The following is a 958-nucleotide window of genomic DNA, read 5'->3' on the forward strand; positions in this document are numbered from 1 at the left end:
CCTCTCCGTGCTTGGCAAGCTCTTTTTCAAATCAATTTTTTAATAAAATCAATGAGTTAGAGCTGCTTTCCCGCTGCTGCTTGAGCAGCGAGGAGGCGAACTATACGGACTTCACGGGGGCACCGCAAGCTCTTTTCGTAGGAATTTTTTAAAAAGATTTTTGGCTGAAAATCACACGATAATTACACAGTAAGATGGAGGGAAAAAGCTAAATATAAACTCGCATTGAATCCAGCCATTACCTCAGGGAAACACGACAGATCGTTTAAAAGCATTTGTATTTTCCAGGCTATTTAGCCCCTGGATTAAATAGTCCTTGGCTGGGCAAGCACAGTCAAAGAACTTCTTGCGGACTATTTTTTTCTTCCTTTCCTTTTTATTTTCTACATCTACAGCTAATTTTTCATTCTTGGAGTCACAGGCTCAAAATCACCTTAGCCTAATACTTAGCGCAACCAAGTTATCAGGTTACCAGGCATGCCTAGACCAGCAGTTTATGGCGAGCCGTACTCACTACTCTACGGTTGCCTTTGGCGTACCAGGTTGGCACCACGGATATTGATCTGGGGTAGTCCGCTCCTCTCACGGCTATGGCGACACAAGCACTGCGCAGCTCGGAAAGCACTCAGCCTCTTGCTGACCCTTATTATTTCTCTTGGGGTTAAATCGAGTTGAATTTCTCAGTAGAAGTGTTGCGAGTAAAAATTTGACTGGGGTTTGGCCGGAGTTTTTATTTTTCTCCAGAGCACACTTTTCTTATAACTCTATTTTTTATTTTCTGCTTTTATTATTTTTATTAACTATTTTTTCGCACATAAAAAAAGGGCCACCCATTGGGAGGCCCTTTCGGATTAGAAGCCTGACGATGACCTACTCTCACATGGGGAGACCCCACACTACCATCGGCGATGTTGCGTTTCACTTCTGAGTTCGGCAAGGGATCAGGTGGTTCCACAAC

Annotated in this window: 1 rRNA gene; it reads right to left on the bottom strand. The window is 43.5% G+C overall.

Annotated elements, in window-relative coordinates:
* Window positions 1-857: 857 nt before the first annotated feature.
* Window positions 858-958 (bottom strand): 5S ribosomal RNA (gene rrf, locus LC073_RS21515); the annotation flags it as partial.

The organism is Microbulbifer variabilis, assembly GCF_020524905.1.
GTDB classification, from domain to species: domain Bacteria; phylum Pseudomonadota; class Gammaproteobacteria; order Pseudomonadales; family Cellvibrionaceae; genus Microbulbifer; species Microbulbifer variabilis_A.